The organism is uncultured Oceanisphaera sp. (genome assembly GCF_947495715.1).
In the GTDB taxonomy this organism is placed as follows: domain Bacteria; phylum Pseudomonadota; class Gammaproteobacteria; order Enterobacterales; family Aeromonadaceae; genus Oceanimonas; species Oceanimonas sediminis.
In genome coordinates this window covers 179467-204126 of sequence record NZ_CANLZU010000002.1, presented here as the reverse complement: position 1 = coordinate 204126, position 24660 = coordinate 179467, and the positions used below count along the sequence as shown (strand labels likewise).

Here is a 24660-nt window from a genome sequence, read left to right as displayed (position 1 = left end):
AAATAATTCATGGATAAATGATCGATGTCACCATTCGATCATACTGGCCCGATTGAACCCCTTCAATGCTTTTTATATCAAAAAAGCACTGCCGGTATTGATGCAAATCAGTATTTCTACTTCATTGCTATCCTCGAGCCTTTACCCCTTGATCACATTCATCATGTCCCACATGGGGGTAAAGATACCCAGCGCCAGGATCAGCACCATGACAGAAATCACCACGATTAATATCGGCTCGATCTTGGACGTGAGGTTGCTGATGTCGTAGTCCACTTCTTCTTCGTAGAAGCGGCCCGCTTCCATCACCATCTCGTCGACCCGGCCGGTTTCTTCCCCCACGCGAAACATCTGCAAAATCAGCGGGGTAAATACCCCGCTTTGCTCGGCCACCGCCGACAGGCTGCTGCCGGACGACAGTTGCTCGCCCATGCCCAGAATGGCGCGGGTGAGATACGCATTGGAGGTGGCATTACCCGCCAGGGTCAGCACCCGTACTATGGGCACGCCGGCGGTCAGCATCATAGCAAAACTGCGGCAAAAACGCGCAAGTAAAATACGCTTGATCAGCGGCCCTATGATGGGAATGCGCAGTTGCCATTGATGCCAGCGCAGGCGTCCGTTCGGGGTGTTGACATAGCGCCAGATCAACAGGCTGCCCACCACCGAGGCCACCACCATGTGGCCGATGTACTGGGTAAAGAAGCTGGAAGTGCTCATCAACAAACGGGTGGTCCAGGGCAGGTCGGCGCCCAGACCGGCAAAAATACCGCTGAAGGCCGGGATCACATAGATGTTCATCACCACCATGGCGGCCAGCATGGCGATGCTGACAAACATCGGGTAGCGAATGGCGGCCTTGACCCGGCGGCGGGTATCCAGCTCCAGCTGAAAATAATGGGCCAGTTGCAGAAAGGCCTGCTCCAGCTGACCGGTGCTCTCGCCCACTTCCACCAGGGACACAAACAGGCTGTTGAACAGATGCGGGTGCGCCGCCAGCGCGTTGGCCAGGGTCTGGCCCTGATTCAGCGCCTCGGCCACTTCGTTCAGCGCCCCGCTCATCACCTTGTTGTCGGTAGTGTCGCGCAGCCCTTCGACGATGCGCAGTATGGGAATGCCCGCCCGGGTCAGGGAGGCAAACTGGCGACTCAGGATCAACAGCACCTCGGGCTTGACGCCGCCCTTCAGAAATTGCTGCAGTTGTATCCAGCTCTTGGTGCCGGCCTGGGTCTCTTTCAGCTCTACCGGGATCAAGCCGGCGTTGAGCAGGCTCTCGGCCGCCGCCTGGGACGAGGTGGCTTCAAGCCGGCCTTCGTTGAGTTGCCCCTGGGCGTTACGGGCCCGGTAACGATAAAACGCCATTATTCCATCCACTCGGCCAGGCGCAGCACTTCGCTCAGCGCCACCTCACCGGCCCGTGCCAACTCCAGGGCGGAGCGAGCCAGGGTGATGTAGTCCGGCGCAGCCGCCACCAGTTCGTTGAAGCGTTCGATATTCTGCTCGCGCAGGGTGTCCGCCATGTCGTGGGTGATCTCCAGCCATTCATAGACCCCTACCCGGCCCTTGTGGCCGCTGTTGTTGCAACTGGCACAGCCCTCGCCCCGATAATAACGACCGGCGCCGAGGCCGGGGGCAAGATACTGTAAAAACTGTTGTTCGCTTTGCTCCGGCACCTGCTCTACCTTGCAGTGTTTACACAAACGGCGCACCAGGCGCTGAGCCAGAATGCCCTTGAGGGTGCTGGCCACCAGATAACCGGGCACGCCCATGTCCATCAGTCGCACCGCCGAGCTGGGGGCGTCGTTGGTGTGCAGGGTAGACAGCACCAGGTGACCGGTGAGCGCGCCGCGCATGGCGATTTCGGCGGTTTCCTGATCGCGCATTTCGCCGATCAGCAAAATATCCGGATCCTGGCGCAGGCTGGTGCGCAGAATGCGGGCGAAAGTCAGGCCGGCCTTGTTGTTCACCTGCACCTGATTGACCCGTGGCAACTGGTATTCCACCGGATCTTCGGCGGTGATAATCTTGCGATCCGGCGTATTCAACTCGCTCAGGGCGCCATAAAGGGTGGTGGTTTTACCGCTGCCGGTGGGGCCGGTCACCAGAATAATACCGTTGGGGCTGGCCAGTTTGCGCCGAAAAGCGGCCAGCAACGCCGGTGGCATGCCGGCCTGGGTCAGACTGCGCACCCCGTGGGTCTGATCCAGCAGTCGCAACACCACCGCCTCGCCAAACTGCACCGGCATGGTGGCCATACGCACATCCACCGGGCTGTCTTTTATTTTCAGGGCGAAGCGACCGTCTTGCGGCAACCGCCGCTCGGCGATATCCAACCCGGCCATCAGCTTGAGCCGGGATACCAGCGCCGGGGCGATGCCGACTTCCTTGAGCTCGGTTTCCTGCAGCAGGCCATCGACCCGCATCCGCAAGCGGATCAGGTTTTTATCGGGCTCGATATGCACGTCGGAGGCGCCGACCTGCAGGGCATCTTCAAACAACGAATACAGCAGCTTGGCCACGGTGGCGTCGCTGTCGTCCAGCCCGGCCGCTTCCAGCGCCGGTCGGCTGGGGGTGTTTTCACCCTGCAGCTGCTCGGCCAGGTTGGCAATGTCGTCGGTACGTCGGTACAGCTGATCGTAAAGCCCGAACAGCTGGCTCTGGGGCGCCACCGCCAGTTTGATCTCGCGGGGCGACAGCAGGTTGCCGATCGCATCCTGGGTGTCCAGATCCGCCGGATCCGACAGCACTACCGTGGCCTCGGTGTCGTCGGCGGCAATCACCAGCGCGCGGTAACGCCGCGCATACACTTCAGACAGCAGCTTGACCGCCTGCGGGTCTATCTCGGTCTTGTTCAAATCCAGCAACGACAGGTCCAGCTGCTCGGCCACAAAGCCCAGCAGTTCCAGCTCGCTCAATATGCCCATCTGCACCAGCAGGGTGCCGATGCGGCCGCCTTCGCGTTGCTGCTGCTTTAACACCGACTCCAGCTGCTGGTTACTGATAACATCGTGCTCAATCAGCAACTCGCCGAGCCGTTTAGTGAGTTTGCGCTGTGCCATGTTGCTCCAGTTGCTGTGTTACAAAATGCTGCGAGGCCATCCCCAGATCGGCACTGGCCCGCGCCTGTTGAAAGGCCCCGATAAAGTCTTCACCCAATTGGCGCTGACATAACCCCAGCCCCAGCCACCAGGCACCGACCCGGCTTTCGGCCAGCAACAGACGATAGATCTCTGCCGCCGCTGCACACTGACCACTGCGCCGGGCCATGTCGGCCTTGAGGCTGTAATAATCGAGGTGCATCGGCAAGGGGGGCCGGCTTTCATCCAGCACCTGCCAGGCCGCATCATAACGCTGTTGTTCGGCCAGCAGGCGGGCCAGCGCCAGGCGCATATCCGCCTGTTGCGGGTTCAGCTCCAGCCCCTGCTGCAACCGGGCGCGGGCCTGATCCAATGCGCCCCGGCCAAACTGCAATGAGGCCAGGCGCAGGCGGGTGGCAGCGTCGTCGGGGTACTCCGTCAGCGCCTGAGCCAGCCGATACTCGGCCCGGGCCCAGTCACCGGCGGCCAGGGCTGCGTCGGCCTGTTGGCCAATCTCGGCCAGCCAGTCGGCCCGGCTCAGGGTCACTTCGCTGATGTCGAGGCTGCTTTCTGCCGCCGGCGGCGCCACCATGACATCGGCCCATTCGGACGCTTCCCACTCTTCTTCATCCGGCGCCTGCGCCTGCACCAGCGGTGCCAGCGGCAGCAACATCAGCAATAACCGAGACCAGTAACGGGCGCCTTTCATCAGCGTACCCCGCTGTGCACGGAAGCAAGCGGCTCCGACAAGGGCGGATACCATTTTTCCAGCAGGTCGCGCGAGCGCTGCAGCTCGTTCTGCCAGGTATTTTCATTCACCACCACAGGGCGCAACATGATCACCAGTTCGCTTTTCTTGGTGCCCAGTTTACGGTTCTTGAACAGGTTGCCCAATACCGGTATCTGGCTGAGCAGGGGCACACCGGAATTCTGTTCGCTCTGGGTTTCCTGCATCAGGCCGCCGATGATGATCATCTCGCCCGAGCGGGCCTCGACGACGGTATCGGATTCTCTGATGCTGCTGCTTGCCAGCGGCAACTCAACCGACTGATTGCCGAAATTGATGATCTTGTTACTGTCCTGAACCTGACTGACGGTGGGATGAACGTGCAGCAGAATACGGTTGTCTTCGGCTATCTGCGGCGTGACATCGAGCGAGATACCGGAGAAAAACGGCGTCAGCTCGATATCCGGTGACTGTACTGGTGGACCGTTGTTACTGGTGGTGGTTTCCAGGGTAAAGTTGGTCACGAAGTACTCATCGGTCCCCACCTTGATCACCGCTTTCTGGTTATTGCTGGTGGTCACTCTGGGGTTGGACAGGGTATTCACTTCCCCCTGGGTCTGTAACAGGCTGATGACGGAGGTAAAATTGCCATCGGTAATATTGAACACCACGCCACCGCCGAGTAACTTGGCCAGTGGATTGAGTTGCACGGTACCTGCAGGATAAGGCGATACATTACCAGCGGTCACCAGCGGCGTGACCGAACGGCTGGCCGTGCTGCCGGCACTCAGATTATCCCAGTCGATGCCCTGCTCATAACCGTCGTTCAGCTCCACTTCTATGATACGGGCTTCCAGTATCACCTGGCGCTTGAGCTGGCGTTCGGCCCGGCTCAAAAAGTCTTCCACCAGCGCCAGCTCGTCGGGGGCGGCGCGCACACTCACCAGCCCGGCCTGGGGATTGGTGACCACCACCCGGCCGTCTTCGCTGCCGATCAACCGGCCCAGCGCCGATTCCAGATCGGCCCAGAAGTCGTTGCTGGACTCGGTATTGATGCGGGTCGAGCTGTTACCGGCGCTGTTGCCACCGTCTTCACCGTTTGACAGGCTGCTGCCGCTGATGGCGGTTTGCGACTGGCCATTACGGGACAGCATCAGATAGTTCACGCTGAAGGTACGGGTACGCACCCCGTTGGGATACACCTGATACACACCGCCCTGCTGCTCTATGCCATAACCGTATAACCGGGAAATGGCGGCCAGGGTGTCGGCCAGGGTGACCTGGCGCAGGTTGAGACTGATGGTGCCGCGCACATCCGGGTGCACCGCTATGCTGATACCGTGCTGGCTGGCCAGGGCATTGAAAAAGTCGGCCGTTTCTACGTCGTTGGCGGCAATATTGAAGCGGCGCAGCCGTGGCTCGGCGCTCAGGGCTGCCGCGGTTGAACGGCCGCTCAACAATTCCTGCTCAACCGCCGCCGGTACCGCATGCGGGCGAGCAGTCAGCGCCTCATCCAGCGCGTCCTTGGGTAAGGAGCCATCCGGCGCATGTACACAGGCGGCCAGAGAGGCACCCAGCAGGGCCACTGCAAAAGGTCGTGTCGTGAAATTCATTGGCTACTCAGGGTTGATAATGAGGGAAACAGCGTCAGAGTCAGGGGATCGCCCTGGCCTTCCAGCAGAATATGGTCCGGCCTGATGCGCACCAGCCGGTAGTTGGCAACCGCATCGCCGGTTTGGTAACGGCGGCCGTCGATAATGGCGCTGGGGCGATGGCCGCCGGTGAAAATGGCCTGCAACCGCAATGGCGTTTGTTGCTGATGTTGTTGCGCCTGAGACGTCGCCGGCGCGTCGGCCGTGGCCGTCATGGCCGTCAGTGGCCGGGTCGGGTCCTGCAGTCCGGCGGTGCTGCTCAGCAGCAGTAACAATAACGGGTTAACCACGCAGCAGCTCCTTGTGTTGGCTGATGGTAAAGAAGTCGAGCCGAATGATGGCGTCGGGATACTGCTCCAGCTCGAATTCCAGCCCGCGCCAGAACACGCGCCCCGACAGCTGCTCGAGGCGCTGCACATAGTCGAGCAACGCCAGATAGCTGCCGGTTAAATGCAGGCTCAGATCGTGCCGATACAAGGGCTCGGTGTTTTCTGCGCCGTTCAGCCGCTGCGGCGGCCGGTTGCTCAGTTCCCGCAGTTCCAGCCCCTGGCTTTGTTCGAGTATGGTCAGCAGCAGGCCGGCCATTTGCTCCGGCCCCACCAGGGTACGCATGCGCTGATCGACGTTCTCGTTGAGCTTGCTCAGGCGACGGTTCAGCCGCGCCAGCTGTTGTTCGCTGTCGTTATTCGACAACCGGGAGATACCCTGGGCCAGCTCATCTCGCAGCTGCTGCTGCTCGGCCAGCTGACGCTGCAGCCCAAGCTGTTCCTGCTGCAGACGGATCACGCCGGCCTGCAGTGTGGATTCATAAAGCAGTAATCCCAGCCAGGCCAGCAGCGCCCAGCTGACACCCAGCACCAGCCAGCGCTCCCGGCGCGACAGGGCGTCAAAGCGCTCTTGCCCCTTTTTCAGCTGTTCGGCCAAGCGGCTCATGGGGTCGCCTCGGCGCTGTAAAGGCTGAAGCCCAGGCCGCCCCGGGGTCGCCGACTGATCTCGAGTTGACCAAAACGGTGACCGCGCAGGCTGTCGCGCTGCTCAAAGCCCAGAATCCAGGCCGGTACCTGACTGGCACTGGCGGCCTCGCCGCGCAACACCATGCGCTTGCCTTCCAGGGTCAGCCCCTGCAGAGAGATGCCCTGCCAGGGAATGCGCGCCAGATCGTTGAGGGTATTGGCATAAGACACAAAGTTTTCCTGTAGCAGCACGCCCAGCAACCGCTGGCGCGCATTGATATTCTGCTCTATGCGCTCGAGCCGGCCGTCGTCCTGCCGGCTGTTGAGCGTGGCCAGTCCCTGACGCAGCCGGTTCAGATCATTGTCACCCGACAATACCGACGCCTGCAGGGCGCTATTCTGTTGCTGCAGTTGATACTGATTGAAGCCCGCATAGGCAAACATGAACCCCCACAGCACCACGATGGCCAGGCCAACGCGCCACAGCAGGGTGATGGAAGCCGGATCCTGCGACGGCTTGAGCGCGGCCTGATAAAACTCGATACGCCGTTTCACGCTTGCTCCTCCCGCAAGATACCGAGCGCCGGCAAACTGATGGGGCTGAGGGTACTGCTGGTGAGCGACTCGGACTTGATATCGAATACCTGACGAATGGCCTCCTGAATGGCCGGGGTAACCCGTTGGGGAAGGGCCAGATACCAGCGATTGGGCGCGCTCAGCTTGAGCTGACCGACCGCATAATCGATGCTGCGCTGCAGCTCCAGCAGCAGGTTGTCGAACACGAACTGGTCGACCGGCATCTGCTCGTCATCCAGCGCCTGAAAGCCGCGAATGGTACGGGAAAAATGCCATTGACGCTGATGAATAAAGGTCAGGGTCAACTCCTGCCCTGGCATTTTGTGCAGCAACAGACCCCGCACCTCCGGCTCCAGCAAATTGGCCATGGCCAGCTCGTCCACCCCGATGGTGACAATCTCGTGTTGCGGGGTAACGGCCCGCACCAGCTCGGCCAGCCTCTCCCGCTCGCTGCTGTATACCGCGATGCGCGCCTGCCCGCTTGGGCTTGGCGGCAGTTCGATATAATCAAACAGCAGGCTTTCTACCGGTGCGTTGACCAGCTCGCGCATGCACCAGGGCAATGCCTGTGCCAGCTCGTCATCGGGCATGGCGGGTTTGTCTATCTGGCTTTGCTGATACCAGTGCCGGTTCAGCACCAGATACAGCCGTCGGCCCTGCCAGTGCTGTTCATCAATCAACGCCTTCAGCGCCATCGGCAATGACTCGCCATGGCCGAGATCGCGCTGCACCGTTTGCTGAGGTTGAAGTTCATCTACCGCAAACAGGCATTGCCGGGTAATGTAAATTCCCACCGAAGACAAGGATTTGACGGGTTTGAACCACCGGGAAATAAAGGCCATCTGCACCGCACAAAAAGAATTAAAGCAGCAGTATAAACAGATAAAATCTATTTATAAACAAGCTATTATAAAGCGATTAGAAAAAGGACTCTAATTAGACCTTCTCAATTATTCCCCTTGATTAAGATCAATAATTTATACCAATCTGACTAAAGCAGCTGCTCTGTAAAGGTCGAATGAAGGGCCTACTCCACCGACACGCTGCAAGCACCTCCATGTGGCGCTCAGCACATGACGTCCTGTCATGTGACGGTCGGTAGAGTAGAACTCTTCATCCGACCCTATGCTGCGGTATGACCTCAAAGCAAAGTCAGGGTCAGATAAATCACCAGCGGAATGGTCAATACCGACAGCGCATTACCGAGCAGTACTATGCTGGCCATTTTATCGGGCTGGCAACGATATTGTTCGCACAGCAGGTAATTGAGTACCGCCGGCGGCAGCATCACCGACAACGCCAGTAACCGCAGCCAGTCTGCGCTTAACGGCAACCACCAGGCCACCAGCAGCAGGCTCGCCGCCCCGACCAGCAAATAACTCAGGTTCACCCGCAGCGCCAGCCCCAGATCCCCCATTTCACCGCCCGACAGCCGCACGCCCAGGGCAAACAGCATCAATGGCACCGCCATTTGCCCCAGCAGTCCGGTGCTGGTGTAGACAAACTCGGGCAACAGGCTCGGGTGATCCGCCAGCAGCATGCCCAGCACCGCAGACCAGATGATGGGGTTTTTCAGCCACAGCCAGCGACCGGCTTCGCGCGACAGGATAAAGAGCCCGAGCGAAAAATGAATCAGGTTGGAGAGCACAAACAGAATAATGATGGCGCCGAGTTGATCCTCGCCATAGGCCAGCATCATCAGCGGAATACCGATGTTACCGGTGTTGCGAAACATGCCGCCCAGCACCAGGGTCCGGCGCTCCAGTCCCTTGAAACGAAACAGACACAACAGCAGGCCCGGCAGCACGATGATCAGGGTACCGGCCAGCATCAGCGGCCAGCTGGTGCCGAGTCGCACCGGGTTGTCGATGAGGGCAGAAAATACCAATGCCGGGCAGAACACCGCCACATTGGCCAGGTTAATGAATCCCATGTCGGCATGACGCTGACGGCGACCGAAGGCAAAGCCCACCGCCACCACCGCAAACACCGGCACCACGATATTAAGCAGGGTAGAAAACATATAGAGACGCAAAAGGCGCCAGTATGGCGCCTTGCTATGGAGCTGTCCAGCCGCCGGGGACGGCGGCGGTTGGCCGATCGCCCGGTTAGATCAGGGCTTAACCGTAGCGGCTGAACGCCAGGCCGCTGTCGTCTATTTCCGGCTTGTTGCCGCTGATCAAATCGGCGATCAGCTTGCCGGAGCCCGCGCCCATGGTCCAACCCAGGGTGCCGTGGCCGGTATTCAGCCACAGGTTCTTGTAACGGGTGGCGCCGATGATGGGCGTGCCGTCCGGGGTCATGGGACGGAAGCCGCTCCAGAATTCGGCTTCTTCTACCTTGCCGCCTTCGGGGAACAGGCTGCTGACCGATTCGGCGATGGTGGCACGGCGGGCCTTGGGCAGATCCGCATTGAAGTCGGCCAGCTCGGCGGTGCCGGCGGCACGAATGCGATTTTCGAAACGGGTGATGGCTACCTTGTAGGTTTCATCCATGACGGTGGACTGCGGTGCATCGACATCATTCTTGACGTCGATGGTCAGCGAGTAGCCCTTGATCGGGTATACCGGCAGACGAATGCCCAGCGGGCTGAGCAGGAAGGGAGAATAACTGCCCATGCACACCAGCACCTGATCGGCGGTTTCCAGACCATTCGAGGTTTGCGCACCACGGATCTGATCGCCTTCGCTGACCAGCGCCTTGATCTCGGTGTTGAACTTGAACACCACACCGTTTTCCTGACACTTCTTCACCAACGACTTGGTAAAGAGGTTGCAGTCACCGGTTTGATCGTCGGGAAAGTGCAGACCGCCTACCAGCTTGTGCTTCACCCGCGCCAACGCCGGCTCACGGGCGATACATTCGTCCACATTCAGCATGGCGTGAGGTACGTTGAATTCCTGCAGTACCTTGATGTCTTTGGCGGCATCGTCAATCTGCTTCTGGGTACGGAATACCTGCAACAGCCCCTGCTTGCGGCCTTCAAACGGCAGTTTCAGCTCACTCTGCAGCGCATTGATGCACTGACGGCTGTATTCGGATACCCGTACCATGCGCGACTTGTTGACGCCGTAGGATTTTTCGTTGCAGTTGGCCAGCATCGACAGCATAAACTGCCACTGGGCCGGATTGAGGCTGGGACGCAGCTTGAGTGGCGCATGGGTCTGAAACATCCACTTGGCGGCTTTAAGGGGAATACCGGGGGCGGCCCAGGGGGAGCTCATGCCGAATGAAAGCTGGCCGGCATTGGCGAAGCTGGTTTCTTCGGCCGCATCGGGCTGCCGGTCTACCACTACCACCTCGTGGCCCTGCTGCGACAGATACCAGGCGCTGGTAACACCGACGACACCACTACCCAATACTAATACTTTCATGACACTCCCCTACCAAGATGCTTGTATAGCGGCAATATCGTCTAAAAAAACAATAAAATCCAGAGCAAAACGCATCACGTATTACGGCGGGAATAACCGGCACAGGGCCGGTGAATTCGGGGGCTCTATCTTTATCTGAGCTCGGTTTCTGTATTGGTGAATAAATTCAGTTAAAATAAAATTATCAGAATAATTAACTAACAAACAGCAAAGTGTGACGAATATCTCAATTCAATAAAATCACGTTCTCAGGATGTCACCGGTTCATCCGCCAGCCGGCCAAGCGCGTGACTCAAGGCCGTCAGTTGCTCCGGCTCGGGTCGTCGCCGCTGTTGCAACGGCAACCGCAGTGCCCGGGCCTGCGCCGCCAATGGCGCCAGCCCGCAGGCCTCGGCCTGTTCGGCCAGCGCCGTCACTACCGCCAATGCCTCGCTCCAGTCTTCACCGGCCAGCGCGGCCTGGAGCAGCCAGACATCGTCCTGGTGCTGCGCGGCAAAATCCGCCCTTTGCCGCGCTAAAAGCTCGGTGGCCGCATCGGTTGCCGTATCGAAGGAAGGTCCGGCGCCTTCACTCGACACGGCGGTCGTACGCGGTTGCGTGTCCCATGCGTCCGCGTGTTCGGCGTCGGCCGCAGCGTTATCCGCTGCACTCTTGCTCTCTGCATTAGTGGTCTCTGCACTATCGGTGTTCCTGTCCGCTACGCTGGCAGCTGCCGCCGGAGAATGTGCCAGTATCTGCGTCAGCGCCTGATAGAGATCGAGCCGGTTGACCGGCTTGGTGACATAACCATTCATGCCCGCCTCCAGGCTTGCTTCCCGATCGCCGCGCATGGCGCTGGCGGTCAGTGCCACGATGGGAATATCGTGGTGCACCCGCAGTTTGCGGATCTGGCGCGTCGCCTCCAACCCGTCCAGTATCGGCATTTGCAAGTCCATCAGAATCGCGTCGAAGCGGCGCCTGACCATCTGTTCAACCGCCTGGCGACCGTTGTCGGCCAGGGTCACCGACACCGAGACCTGTTTCAGAAACTCCACGATCAACTGCTGGTTCATGCGGTTGTCTTCGGCCAGCAATATCTGTTTGCCCGCCAGCTGGCCGTGATAAAACGCCAGATCCTGCAGGCCGGCCACCAGTTTGCTGCCCGCTGCATCGGCATCATTACCCAGCACCTGGTTCAGACACTGGATCAGGCTGTGCTCGGTGACGGGTTTGGACAGGTAATGCTCGATACCCAGCGCCTGCATGCGGGGCTCTGGCCGCTCTCGGCCAAAGGCGCTCATGATCACCACGCCGATATGGCCAAAGTGGGGCTGCTGCACCAGGTAACGGGCCAGCTCCAGGCCGTTGTCCTGCCCCAGACAGCAGTCGATTAACGCCAGATTCAGCTCAAAGCCCCGTTTGTGAAGCAGCTCTCTGGCCGTGCCCACATCCTGGGCGCTGTAAACCACCAGCCCCAGCCCACGGAGTAACCGGCTCATCACCTCCAGCACCAGCGCGTTATCGTCAACCAGCAGCACCTTCTGTCCCGCCAGATGTGCCGGCTGCAGCTCGGCCCGGACCATGGTTGCCGGTTGCAACGGCATCTTGACGGTAAAGATAGAGCCCCGCCCCGGCTGACTGCTGACCTCGATAGTGCCCCCCATCAACTGCACCAGATGACGGCTGATACTCAGACCCAGGCCGCTGCCACCGTACTTGCGGGTGGTGCTGGCATCCACCTGGGTAAAGGAGCCAAACAGTCGGTTGAGCTGGTCGGGCATGATGCCGATGCCGGTATCGCTGACCTCGATACACAGCCTCGGCTCGGGGTCGGCGCACACCGACACCGTCAGCACCACTTCACCACGCTCGGTAAATTTGACCGCATTATTGACCAGATTGACCAGCACCTGTCCCAGTCGCAAGGGATCACCATGCAGACAGTCGGGCACATCGGCCACCTTGTTGATGATGACTTCCAGCTGTTTCTGCTCGGACATGTCGGCAAACAGCCCGGACAGTCGTTCCAGCAGCTCGTTGAGATCAAACTCGATGTCTTCCAGCTCCAGCTTGCCCGCCTCCACCTTGGTCAGATCCAGAATGTCGTTGATCAGCAGCAGCAGGTTATCGGACGAATTCTTGATTTTTTTCAGGTATTCGGACTGTTGTCCATTCAGCGGTGTCTGCTGCAACAGGGACGCGAAGCCGATAATGGCATTCATGGGCGTGCGGATTTCGTGGCTCATGTTGGCCAGAAAATCGGTTTTGGCCCGGGCCAGCGCAAACGAGGCCTGACTTGCCTCGCGTAATTGCCGGTTGCGAACCACCAGCAACAAGACCCCCAGGCCGACAAACAGCAGCACCAGCAATGCCAGTATCGCCCGCATCTGCTTCCAGCTGTCTTCGGCCTGTTGCCGCCAGTCGTCGGTGCGCTGGAGCAGTGCAGACAGATCATTGGCGGCCATCGCCTCGCGCAGCCGTATCACCTCGCCCACGCGATGGCGGTAAAGCCGATGATAATAGAATGCATCCAGCCACTCGCCGGTGGCCGCTTGCCGTAACCGTTCGGCTTCGTCATCCAGCGCGTACAGAAATCGCTGGTTGGGCACCGTCAGATAAAGCCGGCTATGCTGCAAAAACTGCTCGTATTCCGGCCGGGTAGGCAGACCCTGCAGGGCTTCGGCAAAAGACTGCAAGGCATGACGGCTGCGAATATCGGCATCCTGCAGCGCCAGCACCGTTTCCTGATAGCGATTGAGTTCGGCAAACACCTCGTCGGTGCCCGCCAGCGGAATCGGATGCTGTTCGATAAACCGGATAAAGTGCGACACCGTCAGTGCCAGCGAGGTGAGCTGTTCGTTCAGTTGCAGGCCGCTTTTTGCGCTGGTCGTTGCCTGGCTCTGCTGCCGGTGCAGCGCCTTCAGTACCGGCTCGGTCTGCTGTTGCAGCACCTGGTAATAACGATACTGCCGATATTGATTGCTACCATAAGCTATGAACAGCAGACACAACAGCAGCGCACAAGTCAGTATTGTCCAGCGCGGCACCGGTAAATTGCGTCGTTTTGCAACCGACATCATCTTTTGCTCCCACCGTCTGGTGATATACTGACAAATTCAACCAAAACAACAACATAACGAGTAAAAAACATGTCCGACGAGATTCCACAACAAGGTGTAAACATCAGGGCCAAGTGGGGCATTCTCAGTGCCAACCTGCTCCTGTTCCTGCTCTTGCTCAATACACTGCCTTTTGATCCCGGCGTGACCAAGGGACTGAGCCTGCTGGTCTTTATTGCCGTGCTCTGGCTGACCGAAGCACTGAATATTACCATTACCGCCTTGCTGGTGCCGCTATTGGCTTCCCTGCTGGGCGTGCTGGATACCAAAGAGGCGCTCGGCAACTTCTCCAACTCCATCATTTTTCTGTTTCTGGGCGGTTTTGCACTGGCCGCCGCCATGCACAGTCAGCAACTGGACCGGCTGATTGCCAGCCGGATCCTGCGGCTGGCCAAAGGTCGGCTCGGTACCGCCGTGTTCCTGCTGTTTGGCACCGCCGCCTTTCTGTCGATGTGGATCAGCAATACCGCCACCACCGTCATGATGCTGCCGCTGGCGCTGGGTCTGTTGAGCTGCCTGGATGGCGAGCGTTATCGCAGTACCTATATCTTCGTGCTGCTGGGTGTGGCCTACAGCGCCAGCATCGGTGGTATTGCCACCCTGGTCGGCAGCCCGCCCAACGCCATTGCCGCCGCCCAGGTGGGGCTGAGCTTCAGCGAATGGATGGCCCTGGGTCTGCCCATTACCCTGCTGCTGCTGCCGGTGGCCATTCTGGTGCTCTATCTGTTGTTCCGCCCCAAACTGAGCGAGCGCATCGAGCTGGCCGAAGAGCACATCAGCTGGACCGGCCAACGCAAAACCACCCTGGCCATTTTTGGCCTGACGGTATTGCTGTGGATTTTCTCCGGCTCCGTATCCAGGGCCCTCGGTGGTCTGAGTTCATTTGACACCATTGTTGCGCTACTGGCCATCGCCCTGATCGGCATTACCCGGGTGGCGGAATGGAAGCACATTGAAAAGCACACCGACTGGGGCGTATTGCTGCTGTTTGGTGGTGGTCTGACCCTGAGCCATGTGCTCAAGGCCACCGGCACCAGCGAGTTTCTGGCCCACCATCTGGCCGACATGCTGGGTCATGCCAGTCCCTTCGTGATCCTGCTGGTAATTACCGCCTTCGTGGTGTTCCTGACCGAACTGGCATCCAATACCGCCAGTGCGGCGCTGTTGATTCCGGTATTTGTGGCGGTCGCCGAAGGCCTGGGACTGACCCCGGTGATGGTGGCCTCGGTGATTGCGGTATCCGCCTCCTGCGCCTTCATGCTGCCGGTGGCGACCCCGCCCAACGCCATCGTGTTCGGCTCCGGTTACATTCGCCAGAAAGACATGATGAGGGCGGGTTTTGTGCTCAACCTGGTCTGTATCAGCATGCTGGCGGTGTATTTCTTCGTCTTCGCCTGAGCCTTACCCATGCTGTAAACATAAAAACTGTAGATACAAAAAAGCCGCTGAACGTCAGCGGCTTTTTTCGGGCGCATCCTTGCCGGTTTATTGTTGCCAGAACGGCTTGCTGATCTCCTGATAGCGGTCGGATTCATTCAAACCAATGTCTTTCAGCAAGTAGGCCGGCAGCTCGGATAACTGGCGACGGGTACGGGTGCGTTGCAGCCACAGGCCGAGTGTGGCCAGCAGGCCGGCTTGAGTTGTCTTTTTGCCTGCGTGCGACAGGTCTTGAGTTTGATACGTTGCGGTGTTCATGATGCGCCTCCTGAGCTGATATGGGGCACAGGATAGTGAGCCGCCGATCCCGGCTCAACCCACTTTTATTCGATCACAACATTAGTTTTTATAATAGGTTAACGGCCGAAGGAAACGATTAAACATTGCGCGATCATTGCCTTAACAGAGGCCATGCGAACCAGGATCAGGTCATCGCCATCAAAAAACACCACAACAAAATAAACAGTCAACAATAAGGTTTTTTTATGCAAAATAAGCGCTTCACACCTTGCTATTGCGCTGTTTTCACGACAACAGGCGCATAAATAGCAAACAGCACTCACTGCTACCAGAATGTGCTCCTGTCGACGATTATACTCAAAATGCAAAAAACACAGATGAACCATGATTTAAGAAACATTTGAAAGATAACACCAAGTTAACAATAAAAAATAATCAATATCACCACCACGGAAGCGGTTAACCCCTTGTTGTAGGGTTGACTCATGCACCTGCAGCAACCGAGCTCGTTGATTTTATGCCACAGCCTCCCTACTCTGCGCTCCGTTTACCTATCCTTACACATCTGAAATATCCTGATTCGGAGTCATTATGAAACGAGAGCAATGGGGTTCTCGCACCGGCTTTATCCTTGCCGCCGTCGGCTCTGCCGTCGGCCTGGGTAACATCTGGCGCTTCCCTTACATGGCGTATGAAAATGGTGGCGGTGCCTTTTTCATTCCCTACCTGTTTGCCATGCTCACCGCCGGCATTCCCTTCATGATCCTGGAGTTTACCCTGGGCCATAAATACCGCTCCGGTGCCCCAAAAACGCTCAAGGCCCTGAATCATCGCTTTGAGTGGCTGGGTTGGTTTCAGGTGATGATCTCGGCCATTATCGCCTTCTACTATGTGGTGGTGATTGCCTGGGCCATTTCCTATGCCTACTTCGCCTTTACCCAGGCCTGGGGAGAAGACAGCAACGGCTTCTTCTTCGGCGAGTTTCTGGGATTGGGGGATGACAGTGCACCTTCCAACCTGGGTGGCCTGCAGTGGCACCTGCTGCTGCCGCTGTGCCTGGCCTGGGCCGCGACCTACTTCGCCACCTTCCGTGGCGTGAAAGGCGGCATAGAGAAGGTCAACAAGGTGCTGATGCCGTTGCTGTTCGTGATGGTACTGCTGCTGATTGGCCGCATCGCCTTCCTGCCCGGTGCCCTGAACGGCATCAACTGGCTGCTGGAGCCCGACTTCAGCAAGATCTGGGATCTCAAGGTATGGTCTGCCGCCTACGGCCAGATTTTCTTCACCCTGAGTGTCGGCTTCGCCATCATGCTGTCTTACGCCAGCTACCTGCCGGAAAAGTCCGACATCAACAACAACGCCTTCATGACGGTGCTGATGAACTGCGGCTTCTCCATGCTGGCCGGTATCATGATCTTCGGCGCGCTCGGCTACATGGCCAACGCCCAGGGCAAGGAACTGACCGAGGTGGTGAGCTCCGGTGTGGGTCTGGCCTTCGTGACCCTGCCGACCGCCATCAACCTGCTGCCCGCCCCCGGCGTGATGGGGCCGCTGTTCTTCCTGGCGCTGGTGTTTGCCGGTATCAGCTCGCACATTTCCATCGCCGAGGCGGTGACCACCGGCCTGATGGACAAGCTGGGCTGGAGCCGTCCGAAAACCGCCACCATCTTCTGCTCGACCGGCCTGGTGGTCAGCCTGATGTTCATCACCCAGGGTGGCCTGCTGCTGCTGGATCTGGTGGATTACTTCATCAACAACATCGCCCTGCTCGGCTCTTGCCTGCTTGAGCTGCTGCTGGTGGGCTGGTTGTGCAAACTGCAGGACTTCCGTGCCCATGCCAACCGTTTGTCCGAGTTCACCATCGGCGGCTGGTGGGCCATCTGCATCAAGTTTGTCTCTATCGGCATTCTGGTGGTGATCCTGTTCAACAATATTCTGAGTGCCTTCCGCGAAAACTACGGCGGTTACTCCGATAATGACGTGACCTTTATCGGTTGGGGCATGATTGCACTGATGCTGGTTGTGGCCATCGTCATCAACCTCAGCAGCAAGAAGGAGACCACCGCATGAGCACCGGAGCCATCATCATGATGCTGATCGGACTCGGCATTACCTGGGGCGGTGCCGCCCTCTGTATTCGCCGGGCGATGAAGTCCAAAGCAAAATAACGCACCAGGGCAGCCGACAGGCTGCCTTTTTTTTCGGCCTTGTATAAGCCAGTCCCCGCAATCCAGAGACAACACAGTTGCCTCTTCCGACACGCTGTAAATACATCCGTGTACGCTCAGCCGCTTCATCCCTGAAGCGGACGGTCGGACGTTATGTGCTGAGCGTCACAAGGATGTGCTCGAAGCGGGTCGGCGGAGCGGGCCCTTTGCCCGACGTACAGGCTGCCACCAGGCCACCTCATACACCTGAACATGTCCCCGAAGGTGATCTCGGCCGCGACTCCGGGTATGCTTGCGCGTTTTCATTCATACAGGTAGTCATCATGGACTGGGATCCCCATGTTACCGGGCGCAATGGTGTGCTGGCGCAGCTGGCCGGTCTGGTCGATATCACTACGGCGCAATGGCCGACCCTGATTGAGCTTAACCGGCAACTGGCCGCCGACTTGCCGGTGGAATTTATCGATGATGACCGTTTTGCCGAGCTGAACTGCTACTACGAGCAGGCGGTGGCGCAGGGCATGGTGCCGACGCGGGCCAATAACTGGCATGACTTTTTCGGCGCCGTGATCTGGGCGCTGTTTCCCCGCACCAAGGGGTTACTCAACCGGCTGCACATGGAAGATATTGCGGCCAACGGCCTCGGTAAACGCACGCCCCGACGCGACAGAATCACCCATTTCGACGAATGTGGCCTGGTGCTGGCAGTGCCGGATAAAACCGAGACGGAGCACTGGTTGCGCGAGCACGACTGGCAACGGCTGTTTATCACCGAACGCAAACGCTGGAATCGGGATTGGCAGCCCTTTATCTTCGGCCATGCGCTGTATGAACAGGCGCTGGCGCCGTTTATCGGCATGACCGGCAAATGTGTGGTGCTGGAGATGCCTGCCGCCTTTTTTGAGCTGCCCATCGCGGCCCGTTATCCGCTGCTGGATGCAAGGCTGGCCGACCATCTGGCGCAGTATGCCCTGTTCGATCGGCCACGCCCGCTGCTGCCGCTGCCGTTGCTGGGCATCCCCGGCTGGTGGCCGGCCAATGAGAATCCGGACTTTTATCAGAACCGGGATTACTTCCGCCCTCGGCGTAACAGGTGATTTAACGCCTGTTTTTTCTTACACTTGCCGCCTTATCAGAAAGAGGATGTTGTTATGTCCGGGTCCGACCCCGTTTATGACCTTGAATTCAAACGTCATTATCTGCACCCCAGATACTGGCCAACCTGGCTGGCCATCGGCGCGCTGTGGTTGCTGGCCTGGTTGCCGGCGCGCGCGCGCGATGCGATTGCCGGCGCCTTGGCGCCCTTGCTGGTAAGGCTGGCCAGGAAGCAGTGCTACATAGCCCGCACCAATATTCGGCTGTGTTTTCCCGAATTGCCTGCCGATGACGTAGAGCGCATGCTGCTGAATTCCATTCGTGCCGGCCTGATGACCTTTATGGGCTACGGCGAGTGGACCGCCCGCAGCCGTGACTATCTGCAGGGCCGCTTCGTGGTGCAGGGCCGGGAACATCTGGATACCTGCCTGGCTAATGATGAAAAAATCATCTTCATGATCCCTCATACCTGGGCCATCGACGCCGGCGGCCTTTACCTGACGTCACTGGGGCTGCCCATGTGTACCATGATGCACAGCGCCAAGAACCCGGTGTTTGACTGGTTTATCAATCGTCAGCGGGCACGTTTCAACGGCATCGTCTACGAGCGCGACGCCGGCATCAAGGCGGTGATCAAGACCATCAAGAGCGGCAAGCATTTCTTCTATCTGCCGGATCAGGATCACGGCCGGGAAGCCAGCCTGTTTGTGCCCTTCTTCGCCGAACTCAAGGCCACCCTGCCGGCTCTGCCCAAGCTGGTAAAGCTCACCGGGGCCAAGGTGATTCCCGTGCTCAGCGTCTACAACATGGAGCAGCATCGCTACGAGCTGATCCTGCGCCCGCCCATGGCGCCCTACCCCACCGCCGACATCACCGCCGACACCCGGGCAATGAACGCGGAAATAGAAGCCCTGCTCGGTGACTGGCCCGAGCAGTACATGTGGTTCCTGAAATATTTTCAGACCCAGGTCGACAGCAACGAGGGCCGTTACGAGGCGGGGATCAGGGAGATAAGAAAACAATGAGCTGGCTGGAATATCTGCTGACCATCGCCATCGGTCTGCTCATCATCTGGCTGGTGGCTCGTATCGACGACTGGTTGATCGAGAAAGAACGTAAGGGGTAAAGCGTGAGGGGGGAGGTGTTGTAGCCGCCGCTTTAGCTGGCGGAGCAGGCAACGCCTGTGGGTTTGCGCCGCATAAATGGGCGCCTACAGGTGCAGAGTGACCTTCGTCATACCGGTACTGAATCAAGTTCAGCATGACGGCCCCGGTATCTTCTTGCAAATAGCATCGAAACCAAAACAAGATCCTGACCTTCGTCAGGATGACGGCACAAAACGTTTGGCGTCGTGTTTTCTGGTAGTCGTAGGGTCGAATTTATTCGACCAAAGGCGTGGCTCGCTGGTCGATTGAAATCGACCCTACAACGCGGGCTGATTCTGCTTTATCCCGGAAAAAACAGGAACTTGGCGCCAACCAGCAACAGGAATACCGCAAAGGCGCGTTTCAGTACCGGCGCCGACAGTTTATGCGCCAGAATGGCGCCGAAACGGGCGAAGGGCATGCTGGCCAGACTGATGCCGAGCATCGCCGGCAGGTAAACATAACCCCAGGCCTCGGCCGGCAGCCCCTGATGCGCCATGCCGTGCACCACATAGCTCAACGCCCCCACCAGCGCGATGGGAAAACCACAGACCGACGACACCGCCACCGCCCGCTGCATGGGCACAGAACACCAGCTGAGAAACGGCACCGTCAGCGAGCCACCGCCGATACCGAAAATACCCGAGGCCCAGCCAATCACACCGCCCACCGCCACCTGCACCGGCTTGCCGGGCAGTTTAGCGCCGCCGCTGGGCGCCAGGCCAAACAGCATCTGCGCCGCCATCAGCCAGGCAAACAGGCCGATCAGCCGCTGCAGCAGCGGGCCAGAGAGCTTGTCAGCGGTATAACCGCCCATCCAGGCCCCCACGACAATGCCGACAGACAACAGCGCCGCCAGGCGCCAGTCGATGGCTTTGCGACCATGGTGGGTATGAATGGCACTCAGCGAGGTAAACATGATGGTGGCCAGCGAGGTGCCCACCGCCATGTGGGTGATCAGATCGCCGCCGATGCCCTGCAATTTAAAGCTGATAATCAGCACAGGCACAATAATAAGGCCGCCGCCCACGCCAAACAGTCCGGCCAGAGTGCCGGCGAAGGCGCCCAGAGCCAGATACATCAACCAGGTCATATTGAATCCCTAAAAAAGACAAAGGCCATAAACTACCTAAGACGGTGGTAAAAGCCAACCAGAAAGGCGTGAGGCGTGAGGCGTGAGGCGTGAGGCGTGAGGCGTGAGGCGTGAGGCGTGAGGCGTGAGGCAAAAATGGTAGGCGCCGCTTTAGCCGACGCAAACCTGCAAACGGCGCTGTGCCTGATGATTCGGCACCGTCTGCTCCGGCAGCTGAAGCGCCGGCTACAAAACCCACGGCAAGGCCATATCAAAAAGAGCCCGCATGTCCGGATAAAGCTGTAGATATCCTCTCTCAGAGCCTGTCGTGGCCGAGGCTGATGACCACCCGACGGTTGGTGTCGCGTCCTTCGGGGGTGCGGTTGTCGGCGATGGGCCGACGCTCGCCATGCCCTTCCAGGCTGATGGTGTCTTCCGGCAGGCCGAGGTTCATGAAATGGGTCTTGATGGCTTCGGCACGGCGTTGCGACAACTGTTTGTTGTGACCGGCGGTACCGAAGCTGTCGGTATAGGTGTTGATCACCACTTCGCCGATGTTGGGGTCGGCCTTCACATACTCGGCAATCATCGCCAGTCGCTGGCTGGAATGAATCGTCAGCACGTCGTCGTTGTTGACGTAATTGAGCACGCTGAAGGCGATATCCTCAAAACTGTAGGGCAGCAAATTGGCCTGACAGTCGAGAAAGGCGACATAACGGGCACGAAAGTTGACCGACGACAGTCCCACCCCGGTCGGCTGGCCATTGCGATACCAGTCATCAAAATAGAAGGTCGGCCAATGTCCTTCACTCAGCTCCTCCAGCATCACCCAGGCCGACTGCTGCTCGACCATGGCATCGAACTGCTGATAAAAGGTCACCCGGGTCAGGTTGTTGGCAACCCGGCCCGGCTGCCATTGCGGCGGCACACTTTTCAGCATCGCCGACTGGGTACGCGGCTGGGCCCGCAGTGGTTTGAGTTCAAACACCAGATTGATGTTTTTGGACGCCCGGCTGGTAAAGGCACCGGTGCCAAAACCGGGAATGGGGTGTTCCAGCCGGCATTGCACCGCCGAATCCGAGGTGAGCCGCCACAGAGACTGATCCATATTCGCCATATAGGTACGGGGTTGGGCCCAGGCCCCGGCGCACAGGGTCAGCCCTGCCACTACAGAAATAATGCGCACGTCAGCTCTCCTGATCATCGTTACGCAGGTTATCGGCGGTCGGCCCCAACTCTTTAATGATTTAACCGGATGCCGGCCTGCTCTCCATATACCTTGAGCTCCCGTGTCAGCACCGCCTTTTCTTCCGGTGACAACCAGCAGGCTTCCACCCCGTTCAGCGCCAGCTGCAACAACTCCTCGTTGCTGGCACCCAGCCCCTGCTGCAGCGCCTGGTAGTTGGCGTTCATGTAACCGCCGAAATAGGCCGGATCATCGGAGTTGACCGTCACGCACAGACCCGCATGCAGCAGCTGGAGCATGGGGTGTTCGGCCATGGTCTCGACAACCTTGAGCTTGAGATTGGACAGCGGACACACCGTAAGCGGAATACGCTCCTGCGCCAGTCGCGCCATCAGGGGCGTGTCGGTAATGGCCGCCACCCCGTGGTCGATGCGTTCCACCTCGAGCACATCCAGCGCATCGCGAATATAGCTGGCCGGGCCCTCTTCACCGGCGTGGGCCACCAGCCGATAGCCCTGCTCCCGGGCGGCGGCATACACCTGGGTGAATTTGGTGGGCGGATTGCCCTTTTCGGCCGAATCGAGGCCGATGCCCGACAGTTGCTGGCGGAAGGGTTCGGCATGATGCAGGGTGTCGAAGGCCGACTCCTGAGACAGATGACGCAAGAACGACATGATCAGCCGGCTGGTCAGCCCCCACTGCCGGCGGGCCTGCTCCAATGCTCGCCCTATGCCCCCCACCACCACCGCCAGGGGCACGCCGCGCCCGGTGTGCGCCTGGGGGTCGAAGAAGATCTCCACATGGCGTACCCGCTCGGCATGTGCCCGGCGCAGATAGGCCCAGGTCAGATCGAAAAAGTCCTGCTCGGTCAGCAATACCTGCATGCCCTGGTAATAGACATCGAGAAACGATTGCAGATCTTCAAACCGATAGGCCGCCTTGAGGGCGCTTTCATCCGGGTAATCGAGGGTGATACCATTGCGCCTGGCCAGGGCGAACACCATTTCAGGCTCCAGGGTTCCCTCTATATGCAGGTGCAATTCCACCTTGGGCAATTCACTGATAAACGTGGACATGGCGTTTCTCCGCTGTTTATACACCGCTTGTTAACCGACTATTTATCAACCGAAAGCGGATAAACCGGTCATGAAAGCAGGATGCTGAAACCAATAAGGTTAAAGATAACAAAGATTCCATCGCCGCTGCCGCCACAAAATAACCGAATGGTCACAAATCGGGCTCAAACAGGCCAAAGCTCGCTCGGTGATATCAACGCCACCATGGGAATGCCCTATCGATGATTGCTTTTTTAAAACGCTGTGTACTCTGGTTGCTGGGCCTGGTGATCCTGGGCCCCCTGCTGCTGACATTCCTCTATCGCTACGTTCCGGTGCCGGTGACGCCGCTGATGGTGATCCGGCTGTTTGAAGGTGAGTCCCTGGCCAAAGACTGGCAAGCGTCCTCCCGGCTTTCCCACCACCTGAAGAAGGCGGTGATCGCCTCCGAAGACAACAAGTTCTGTCGCCACCGGGGCTTTGACTGGGGCGCCTTCAATGATGTCTTCAACGAATTTAGGGACCAGGGCCGGTTACGCGGCGGCAGCACCATTACCATGCAGACCGCCAAAAACCTCTATCTGTGGCCGGGACGCAGCATTACCCGCAAGCTACTGGAGGCCATTTATACCCCCATGCTGGAGCTGATCTTGCCGAAAGACCGCATCATGACCCTGTATCTGAACATCGCCGAATTCGGCCCCGGCATCTACGGTGCCGAGGCGGCGGCACGAGCCTATTTCAATAGCTCCGCCGCCAATCTCACTCGCCATCAGGCCGCCTTGCTGGCCGCGGTGCTGCCTAATCCGCGACAGTACCATGCCGGGCGGCCCTCGGCTTACGTACAAGGCCGCGCCAGCACCATTGGCTATCGCATCAATCAACTCGGCCCCCTGTTAAGCTGCATAGAAAAGTAATAAAACGGTGACGCTGGTCATCAATTTGTCATAAGCTGCGATGACAGTAGGCATAAAGCCATAGCGGGCTCTGGCCTACTAGACAAGGGCCTACTCAATACGGGCCTCAAGGAGAGCATGAGTGCATAAGAAAAATCTGATTTGTGACATCGACGGCGTCATTCTGCATAACAACGACTTGATCCCCGGCGCCGACGCCTTTATACGCCGGGTACTGGAGCAGGACATCAACCTGCTGTTTCTGACCAACTATCCGGCCCAGACGCCCAAGGATCTGCAAAACCGTTTTTATTCCGCCGGCATCGAAGTACCGGAAAGCAGTTTCTATACCTCGGCCATGGCCACCGCCGACTTTCTGAAACGCCAGAACGGCGAAAAAGCCTATGTCATCGGTGAAGGGGCGCTGATCCACGAACTGTACAAGGCCGGCTTTACCATTACCGATATCGACCCGGACTTTGTGGTGGTGGGCGAAACCCGCAACTACAACTGGAGCATGATCCAGATGGCGGCCCGCTTCGTGGCCGACGGTGCCAGCTTTATTGCCACCAATCCGGATACCCACGGCCCGAACATGCACCCGGCCTGTGGCGCGCTCTGTGCCCCCATAGAGCGGATGACCGGCAAGAAACCGTTTTACGTCGGCAAACCCAGCGCCTGGATAGTACGGGCCGCACTGAATCACATGGACGCCCATTCCGAAAACACCCTGATCGTGGGTGACAACCTGAAAACCGACATTCTGGCGGGGTTTCAGGCCGGACTCGAAACCGTACTGGTGCTGACCGGTGTCAGTCAGGTCGCAGACATTGACAAGATGCCCTTCCGTCCGCAGCATGTTTATTCATCCGTCGCCGATATCGACCTGTTCTGACCCAGTAATAATAA

Annotated in this window: 22 protein-coding genes; 7 read left to right on the top strand and 15 right to left on the bottom strand. The window is 58.6% G+C overall.

The window, feature by feature from the left end:
• Positions 1–141: 141 nt before the first annotated feature.
• The 11 genes from Q0753_RS02210 to Q0753_RS02160 form a co-directional block, all read right to left on the bottom strand.
• Positions 142–1362, bottom strand: a complete 1221-nt coding sequence (locus tag Q0753_RS02210) for a type II secretion system F family protein (RefSeq protein ID WP_298716508.1) — start codon at positions 1360–1362, stop codon at positions 142–144.
• Positions 1362–3059 (bottom strand): type II/IV secretion system protein, encoded by a 1698-nt coding sequence (locus Q0753_RS02205; RefSeq protein WP_298716505.1) that lies wholly within the window; start codon positions 3057–3059, stop codon positions 1362–1364. Before Q0753_RS02205 ends, Q0753_RS02210 begins: the two co-directional genes overlap by 1 nt.
• Complete coding sequence (locus tag Q0753_RS02200; protein ID WP_298716503.1) at positions 3037–3786, bottom strand: tetratricopeptide repeat protein; 750 nt, start codon at positions 3784–3786, stop codon at positions 3037–3039. Before Q0753_RS02200 ends, Q0753_RS02205 begins: the two co-directional genes overlap by 23 nt.
• Positions 3786–5417, bottom strand: a complete 1632-nt coding sequence (gene mshL, locus Q0753_RS02195) for a pilus (MSHA type) biogenesis protein MshL (protein ID WP_298716500.1) — start codon at positions 5415–5417, stop codon at positions 3786–3788. The genes Q0753_RS02200 and mshL overlap by 1 nt, the downstream gene beginning before the upstream one ends.
• Positions 5414–5746 (bottom strand): hypothetical protein, encoded by a 333-nt coding sequence (locus Q0753_RS02190; protein ID WP_298716497.1) that lies wholly within the window; start codon positions 5744–5746, stop codon positions 5414–5416. Before Q0753_RS02190 ends, mshL begins: the two co-directional genes overlap by 4 nt.
• Positions 5739–6389, bottom strand: coding sequence for an MSHA biogenesis protein MshJ (locus Q0753_RS02185; protein ID WP_298716494.1), 651 nt, complete (start codon positions 6387–6389; stop codon positions 5739–5741). The genes Q0753_RS02190 and Q0753_RS02185 overlap by 8 nt, the downstream gene beginning before the upstream one ends.
• Positions 6386–6964: a fimbrial assembly protein gene (locus Q0753_RS02180; RefSeq protein WP_298716492.1), complete on the bottom strand. Its 579-nt coding sequence runs from the start codon at positions 6962–6964 to the stop codon at positions 6386–6388. The genes Q0753_RS02185 and Q0753_RS02180 overlap by 4 nt, the downstream gene beginning before the upstream one ends.
• Positions 6961–7827 (bottom strand): MSHA biogenesis protein MshI, encoded by an 867-nt coding sequence (locus tag Q0753_RS02175; protein WP_298716489.1) that lies wholly within the window; start codon positions 7825–7827, stop codon positions 6961–6963. Before Q0753_RS02175 ends, Q0753_RS02180 begins: the two co-directional genes overlap by 4 nt.
• Positions 7828–8126: 299 nt before the next feature.
• Positions 8127–9008, bottom strand: coding sequence for an AEC family transporter (locus Q0753_RS02170; RefSeq protein WP_298716616.1), 882 nt, complete (start codon positions 9006–9008; stop codon positions 8127–8129).
• A gap of 97 nt (positions 9009–9105) precedes the next feature.
• Positions 9106–10359 (bottom strand): D-amino acid dehydrogenase, encoded by a 1254-nt coding sequence (locus Q0753_RS02165; protein ID WP_298716487.1) that lies wholly within the window; start codon positions 10357–10359, stop codon positions 9106–9108.
• Positions 10360–10607: 248 nt separating this feature from the next.
• On the bottom strand, positions 10608–13418 hold the full coding sequence (locus Q0753_RS02160) for a response regulator (RefSeq protein ID WP_298716485.1): 2811 nt from the start codon (positions 13416–13418) through the stop codon (positions 10608–10610).
• Between the two features lie 69 nt (positions 13419–13487).
• Between Q0753_RS02160 and Q0753_RS02155 the strand changes: the two genes are divergently transcribed.
• A complete protein-coding gene (locus tag Q0753_RS02155; protein ID WP_298716480.1) occupies positions 13488–14855 on the top strand; it encodes a DASS family sodium-coupled anion symporter in 1368 nt (455 codons plus the stop codon).
• 87 nt (positions 14856–14942) lie between these two features.
• Here Q0753_RS02155 and Q0753_RS02150 read toward each other — a convergent pair whose 3' ends face one another.
• A complete protein-coding gene (locus Q0753_RS02150) occupies positions 14943–15152 on the bottom strand; it encodes a DUF1127 domain-containing protein (RefSeq protein ID WP_298716477.1) in 210 nt (69 codons plus the stop codon).
• Positions 15153–15725: 573 nt separating this feature from the next.
• Here Q0753_RS02150 and Q0753_RS02145 point away from each other — a divergent pair.
• The 4 genes from Q0753_RS02145 to lpxM all read left to right on the top strand — a co-directional run bounded on the left by Q0753_RS02145 (position 15726) and on the right by lpxM (position 19422).
• A complete protein-coding gene (locus tag Q0753_RS02145; protein WP_298716474.1) occupies positions 15726–17204 on the top strand; it encodes a sodium-dependent transporter in 1479 nt (492 codons plus the stop codon).
• Positions 17201–17302 (top strand): MetS family NSS transporter small subunit, encoded by a 102-nt coding sequence (locus Q0753_RS02140; RefSeq protein ID WP_139215073.1) that lies wholly within the window; start codon positions 17201–17203, stop codon positions 17300–17302. Before Q0753_RS02145 ends, Q0753_RS02140 begins: the two co-directional genes overlap by 4 nt.
• Before the next feature lie 323 nt (positions 17303–17625).
• The gene (locus tag Q0753_RS02135; RefSeq protein WP_298716462.1) at positions 17626–18399 is read left to right on the top strand and encodes a DUF3025 domain-containing protein; all 774 of its coding nucleotides are present in this window, start codon (positions 17626–17628) and stop codon (positions 18397–18399) included.
• Between the two features lie 54 nt (positions 18400–18453).
• On the top strand, positions 18454–19422 hold the full coding sequence (lpxM, locus tag Q0753_RS02130; RefSeq protein ID WP_298716459.1) for a lauroyl-Kdo(2)-lipid IV(A) myristoyltransferase: 969 nt from the start codon (positions 18454–18456) through the stop codon (positions 19420–19422).
• A gap of 421 nt (positions 19423–19843) precedes the next feature.
• Here the strand turns inward: lpxM and Q0753_RS02125 are convergent, their stop codons facing one another.
• The 3 genes from Q0753_RS02125 to Q0753_RS02115 all read right to left on the bottom strand — a co-directional run bounded on the left by Q0753_RS02125 (position 19844) and on the right by Q0753_RS02115 (position 22876).
• Positions 19844–20635, bottom strand: a complete 792-nt coding sequence (locus Q0753_RS02125) for a sulfite exporter TauE/SafE family protein (protein ID WP_298716456.1) — start codon at positions 20633–20635, stop codon at positions 19844–19846.
• Between the two features lie 295 nt (positions 20636–20930).
• Positions 20931–21800, bottom strand: coding sequence for an OmpA family protein (locus Q0753_RS02120; protein ID WP_298716454.1), 870 nt, complete (start codon positions 21798–21800; stop codon positions 20931–20933).
• 53 nt (positions 21801–21853) lie between these two features.
• Positions 21854–22876, bottom strand: coding sequence for an adenosine deaminase (locus tag Q0753_RS02115; protein WP_298716451.1), 1023 nt, complete (start codon positions 22874–22876; stop codon positions 21854–21856).
• 221 nt (positions 22877–23097) lie between these two features.
• On the opposite strand from Q0753_RS02115, the gene mtgA reads away from it, so the two are divergent.
• Entirely contained in the window at positions 23098–23772 is a 675-nt protein-coding gene (gene mtgA, locus Q0753_RS02110) for a monofunctional biosynthetic peptidoglycan transglycosylase (RefSeq protein WP_298716448.1), read from the top strand.
• Between the two features lie 121 nt (positions 23773–23893).
• Positions 23894–24646, top strand: coding sequence for an HAD-IIA family hydrolase (locus tag Q0753_RS02105; RefSeq protein WP_298716446.1), 753 nt, complete (start codon positions 23894–23896; stop codon positions 24644–24646).
• Positions 24647–24660 lie beyond the last annotated feature (14 nt).

Bases quoted from the DNA above. Each gene is read 5' to 3' on its own strand.
- Q0753_RS02115 (WP_298716451.1), bottom strand. From the start codon at position 22,876: ATGTCCACGTTTATCAGTGAATTGCCCAAGGTGGAATTGCACCTGCAT.
- Q0753_RS02135 (WP_298716462.1), top strand. From the start codon at position 17,626: ATGGACTGGGATCCCCATGTTACCGGGCGCAATGGTGTGCTGGCGCAG.
- Q0753_RS02205 (WP_298716505.1), bottom strand. From the start codon at position 3,059: ATGGCACAGCGCAAACTCACTAAACGGCTCGGCGAGTTGCTGATTGAG.
- Q0753_RS02210 (WP_298716508.1), bottom strand. From the start codon at position 1,362: ATGGCGTTTTATCGTTACCGGGCCCGTAACGCCCAGGGGCAACTCAAC.
- lpxM (WP_298716459.1), top strand. From the start codon at position 18,454: ATGTCCGGGTCCGACCCCGTTTATGACCTTGAATTCAAACGTCATTAT.
- mshL (WP_298716500.1), bottom strand. From the start codon at position 5,417: ATGAATTTCACGACACGACCTTTTGCAGTGGCCCTGCTGGGTGCCTCT.
- Q0753_RS02155 (WP_298716480.1), top strand. From the start codon at position 13,488: ATGTCCGACGAGATTCCACAACAAGGTGTAAACATCAGGGCCAAGTGG.
- Q0753_RS02125 (WP_298716456.1), bottom strand. From the start codon at position 20,635: ATGACCTGGTTGATGTATCTGGCTCTGGGCGCCTTCGCCGGCACTCTG.
- Q0753_RS02170 (WP_298716616.1), bottom strand. From the start codon at position 9,008: ATGTTTTCTACCCTGCTTAATATCGTGGTGCCGGTGTTTGCGGTGGTG.
- Q0753_RS02175 (WP_298716489.1), bottom strand. From the start codon at position 7,827: ATGGCCTTTATTTCCCGGTGGTTCAAACCCGTCAAATCCTTGTCTTCG.
- Q0753_RS02140 (WP_139215073.1), top strand. From the start codon at position 17,201: ATGAGCACCGGAGCCATCATCATGATGCTGATCGGACTCGGCATTACC.
- mtgA (WP_298716448.1), top strand. From the start codon at position 23,098: ATGATTGCTTTTTTAAAACGCTGTGTACTCTGGTTGCTGGGCCTGGTG.
- Q0753_RS02200 (WP_298716503.1), bottom strand. From the start codon at position 3,786: ATGAAAGGCGCCCGTTACTGGTCTCGGTTATTGCTGATGTTGCTGCCG.
- Q0753_RS02165 (WP_298716487.1), bottom strand. From the start codon at position 10,359: ATGAAAGTATTAGTATTGGGTAGTGGTGTCGTCGGTGTTACCAGCGCC.
- Q0753_RS02160 (WP_298716485.1), bottom strand. From the start codon at position 13,418: ATGATGTCGGTTGCAAAACGACGCAATTTACCGGTGCCGCGCTGGACA.
- Q0753_RS02150 (WP_298716477.1), bottom strand. From the start codon at position 15,152: ATGAACACCGCAACGTATCAAACTCAAGACCTGTCGCACGCAGGCAAA.
- Q0753_RS02185 (WP_298716494.1), bottom strand. From the start codon at position 6,389: ATGAGCCGCTTGGCCGAACAGCTGAAAAAGGGGCAAGAGCGCTTTGAC.
- Q0753_RS02145 (WP_298716474.1), top strand. From the start codon at position 15,726: ATGAAACGAGAGCAATGGGGTTCTCGCACCGGCTTTATCCTTGCCGCC.